Annotated in this window: 5 protein-coding genes and 1 pseudogene; all 6 read left to right on the top strand. The window is 48.2% G+C overall.

Annotated features, from left to right (window positions below):
- Window positions 1-118 precede the first annotated feature (118 nt).
- A complete protein-coding gene (locus V6C93_RS13390; protein ID WP_333477155.1) occupies window positions 119-832 on the top strand; it encodes a hypothetical protein in 714 nt (237 codons plus the stop codon).
- Window positions 833-872: 40 nt separating this feature from the next.
- Complete coding sequence (locus V6C93_RS13395; protein ID WP_333477156.1) at window positions 873-1,943, top strand: phage late control D family protein; 1,071 nt, start codon at window positions 873-875, stop codon at window positions 1,941-1,943.
- Between the two features lie 213 nt (window positions 1,944-2,156).
- Entirely contained in the window at window positions 2,157-2,831 is a 675-nt protein-coding gene (locus V6C93_RS13400; RefSeq protein ID WP_333477157.1) for a phage baseplate assembly protein V, read from the top strand.
- 34 nt (window positions 2,832-2,865) lie between these two features.
- Complete coding sequence (locus V6C93_RS13405; RefSeq protein WP_333477158.1) at window positions 2,866-3,261, top strand: PAAR domain-containing protein; 396 nt, start codon at window positions 2,866-2,868, stop codon at window positions 3,259-3,261.
- 13 nt (window positions 3,262-3,274) lie between these two features.
- Complete coding sequence (locus V6C93_RS13410; protein WP_333477159.1) at window positions 3,275-3,718, top strand: GPW/gp25 family protein; 444 nt, start codon at window positions 3,275-3,277, stop codon at window positions 3,716-3,718.
- A pseudogene (locus V6C93_RS13415) lies at window positions 3,718-4,668 on the top strand (baseplate protein J); the annotation flags it as partial. The gene V6C93_RS13410 and the pseudogene V6C93_RS13415, both read left to right, overlap by 1 nt.

Raw genomic sequence — 4,668 nt, forward strand, 5'->3', positions numbered from 1 at the left:
TACCACCAGCCGCAAGCGCAGCCGCTAGTGAGGTGGATGTCGCGCAGATTGCAGAACAAGTCAGCCGGATTCTTTATCGGCGAGCGGTCGTTGAACGAGAACGTCGGGGATTAGGTCGATGAATACAGGACTGGAAAAATTAAGCATTACCCCATTTTCCAAGAAGGGCGATCGCTTCCAGCGTTTCCCAGCTTTTCCGGCGCAGTTTAATCCGGAGTCCTATTCCATTTCCAAGCCTGTGACATGGAGTCCACCGCAAACCTCATCTGGAAGCAACGCCAAAACTCAGAGCAAGGTGAACGCACCCATCATTTCCTTTGGAGGTGGAGGGAGTCGTCAACTAAGTTTGGAATTATTTTTCGATGTTACTGGCCCAATTGAGCGGAATGGGCAGAAGGTTGCGATCGCGGACGTGCGGGAGGAAACCAACAAAATTGTTATCCTGACCCGCATTGAGCGAGACGAAGACCAGCCAAGAGTCTGTAAAATTACCTGGGGAAAAGCTCCCGTTGGCTCTGATTTTCCTTTTACTGGCGTCATCAGCAGTCTGACGCAAAAGTTCACCCAGTTCAACCGCGATGGCAACCCCGTCCGAGCAAATCTCACCGTAACCTTTGTCGAGTTTCTAGACCCCAAGCTGGACAAACTGCTTACTGATCCAGAACTGACCACCTGGTTGGTCAGGGGTGGCGATACTCTCAGCAACATTGCTGCCGAACTCTACCGCGACCCAACCCGATGGCGAGTCATTGCCGAGGCGAACGACATCGATGACCCACGGCATCTAGAGAAGTTGGTTGGTCACAGACTCACAATCCCAAAAGTTCGCTGAGAAACGCTCTCCTATCCCCCCTCATTGCAGGCTCCAAACTATGCCCGTTGCCCAACCGTCTAGTCCCCTAGTTTCCGATTTTGACATCCTAATCAACGGCTCTCCGCTATCGGTGGAGGCGGAGTCCCATGTCATTGGCGTGACGGTGGATGTCGATGTGACCTTGCCGAGTATGTTCGCCTTAGAGATGACGGGGTCAGCCAGTCGAGAGTCAGATATTACCTGGATTGATGACCCTAACTTTAACATTGGCAACGAGGTCGAAATCAGAATGGGCTACGCTAACAATTTGGCGACGGTACTCATTGGTGAAATTACAAGTTTAGAACCGGAATTTTCCCAAAATCGATCGCCCAGTTTACTCGTGCGGGGGTACGATCGCCGCCATCGCCTCCAACGCAACTGCAAAACCCGCACCTTCATCCAGCAAAAAGACAGCGACATCGCCGCCAAAATCGCTAGCGACGCCAACTTAACTGCCCGAGTTGAGGATTCTCAGGTGGTTCACGAGTACGTTCTACAGGCTAATCAAACTGACTTAGCGTTTTTGCAAGAACGCGCCCGCACCATTCAGTACGAGGTCGTTGTCGAGAATAAAACCCTGTTTTTCCGCCCCGTTGCTAATGCGAACAGCGAAATCGTGACCCTGACCCTAGCGAGTGACCTGCTGGAATTTTACCCACGCCTCTCTTCCATGCAGCAGGTGAGCGAACTGACGGTGCAAGGCTGGAATTTTAAGGACAAACAGGGGGTCGTGGGACAGGCGAGAAGTGGATCTGAAGTATCCAAAATGGGCGGTCAAACGCTGGGAGCGGATTTGGTGAAATCTGCCTTTGGGACAGCCGTTGCCGCAATTAGCGATCGCCCCATCATGACCCAAGCAGAAGCTGACCAAATCGCCAAAGCCCGATTTAACCAAGCCGTTCTGGAGTTAATTGTCGGTGAAGGGGTTTGCTTGGGGCGCACTGACCTCAAACTCGGTAACGTCGTCAAGATTGATGGCATTAGTCAGCGCTTCAGCGGTCAATACTACATTACCGCAGTGAGCCATCGCTACATACCCGCACGGGGATATTACACCCATTTCACAGTGAGGAGAAATGCTTCGTAAATTCAAAGTTCAAAGTTCAAAGTTCAAAATTACACATCCGATAGTTTTAATCTTTTTAGGAGTTTTAAGAGGAAAAATCTAGGCACTAGAGCTTAGTTATAGCAATTCTCATGCTGATGAGGTACAGCCATCTTTCTCTGTGTTTTTGTGAGAAATAAGTTACCAAGATAGGATGTACCTCATGAGTCAAAGAAACGCTATGGATTCTTTTTTTTGCAAATTTTAATTAGAAAAATAATCATGAATCTCTTTGACGCTTTCCTCAATTATGAAAATCATCAGGTAAACAACAGCCGGATTTACGGGGTTGTTGTTGGAGTTGTTACGAACAACCAAGACCCCGATAAATTAGGCAGAGTAAAAGTCAAGTTTCCGTGGCTTAGTAATGAAGATGAAAGCTACTGGGCAAGAATTGCTGCACCAATGGCGGGAAAGGACAGAGGGGCTTATTTTCTCCCAGAAGTAGATGACGAAGTTTTAGTGGTCTTTGAACGAGGAGACTTGCACTTTCCCTATATTATTGGAGGGTTGTGGAACGGAAAAGATACACCTCCTGCGAATAATGAAGATGGAAAAAACAATGTTCGGATGATTAAATCTCGTAGCGGTCATGTCATTCAGCTGAATGATGAGGAGGGCAAAGAAAAAATTGAAATTACCGATAAGCAACAGAAAAATTACCTAACTATCAATGTCGCAGAAAATACCATTACACTCACCGCAAATAAAGACATTATTCTCTCGGCTCCTCAAGGAACGATTAAGCTAGATGCTCAAAAAATTGAAATTAAATCATCAAATGATTCAAAAATTGAAGCGGGTACCGGAATGGACATAAAAGCTAGCGCAACCATGAACCTCAAAGGCGCAACCATCAATCTGAATTAGTCTTAAATCCAAAATCTAAAATCCCAAATCGATTATGGGACAACCCGCAGCAAAACAAGGCGACCAAATTGTTGCCACCGATACCCACATTGTGATGGTGCCAGGAACGCCACCCGTACCGACGCCCCTACCCCATCCATTCACGGGCATCATCAACGGCAGCCTAAGTAGCAATGTCAATATTATGGGGATGCCTGCCGCCACGGTTGACAGCACGGCGGATAACACGCCCCCTCACATTCCTACCCCGCCCGGAACCGCATTTCAAACACCCCCTGCTAACAAGGCAACCATCAAGTTAGGTAGTCCTACTGTGAAAATCAACGGCAAGATGGCAGCACGCAATAGCGATATTGCCGAGACGTGCAACGATCCGGTGGATTTGCCAGTGGGACAGGTGATTGCAGTGGGTACCGTGTTCATTGGCTAGCAAGGAGCGGACGATGTCTAAACTGTTTTTGGGACGTGGTTTGGGATTCCCGGTGAGTTTGAACTCACAAGGCAAACTTCAAGCCGCAGAGTATGAAGAAAGCGTGCGCCAGTCGATTTTGATTATTCTGGGTACTGCCAAAGGCGAGCGAATCATGCGCCCTGATTTTGGGTGTGGAATTTATGACGTAGTGTTTGAAGTGAATACGCCTTCCACGGCGGGTAGGGTGTCTCAAGCGGTACAAGACGCTCTATTGGTATTTGAACCCCGGATTGACGTGATTAACGTCAGCGTCAATAGCGGCATCGTTGCCCGTAACCCCCAAACCAACGAAGAGAAAATTCAGCTTGCCAGTAATGGTGACGTGATGCTGATTGGCATTGACTATCGGGTACGAGCAACGAACAACGTTTTTAATTTGGTCTATCCCTTTTATTTAGAAAGGAGTTCGGGCTGATGGTGAAACCTGCTCCAAAAATTGACGAGCGAACCGCAGCATACATTGCCAAACAGGTGCAAGATTTGTTGTTAACATATGCACCAGAGTGGCAAGAGTTTGAACTCGATCCGGTAACAGGCAATCGCAAAGCTAAAGGTATTTCAGCCGCTGTGATTGGCGTATTTGCCCGATTTGCCGAGATTATCATCCAGCGACTCAACCAAGTACCCGATAAAAATTTTCTGGCGTTCTTGAATCTCTTGGGGGCTTCTCGGTTGCCACCTCAGCCTGCACGAGTGCCCTTGACGTTCTTCCTGACAGCAGGCAGTACAGTCGATGCCTTAGTACCAAACGGAACTCAGGTGGCAGCGCCTCCAGTAGAAGGGCAATCCGAACCCATAATTTTTGAAACCGAACGGGAATTAGTAGTCACCTCCGCGCAGCTCGAATCGATTTTTGTGCGCGATCCTGAACAAGATACCTGGAGCGATCACTCTACTTGGCTAACTCCGAACAATTCAACGCCAGGTTTTGTCTTTCGCGGCGATCGCCCAATTGAACACAGCCTCTACTTAGCTTGTGATGATTTGTTTACCCTAGCAGTACCCAGCAAAACTGTCACCTTAACTATTCAATCCTCTGAAGCTGGCAAGTTAGCAAAACTTCCTCTAATTTGGTCTTATTGGAGCGGCAAAGATTGGCAGCCCCTAGCGGTCACTCCTTCGCCCCCAACTGAGCAGCAGTGGCAAATCTCAATTGCTAATTGTCCTGTGTCGGTCAAACGAGCGCTCGACGGTATAGCAGCTTCTTGGATAAAAGTACAGCTAAACCCGCCTTTACCCTCAGGCTCAACTCTCTTACCATCTATTACAGCCATTAGCGCCAGTGTTCACGTCCAGCGTGATAATTTGTTGCCTGACCTGGCTTTCAACAACAGCTTACCTCTCGACCTGACCAAAGATTTCTAT

Source organism: Allocoleopsis sp., assembly GCF_036703385.1.
Taxonomy (GTDB): domain Bacteria; phylum Cyanobacteriota; class Cyanobacteriia; order Cyanobacteriales; family Coleofasciculaceae; genus Allocoleopsis.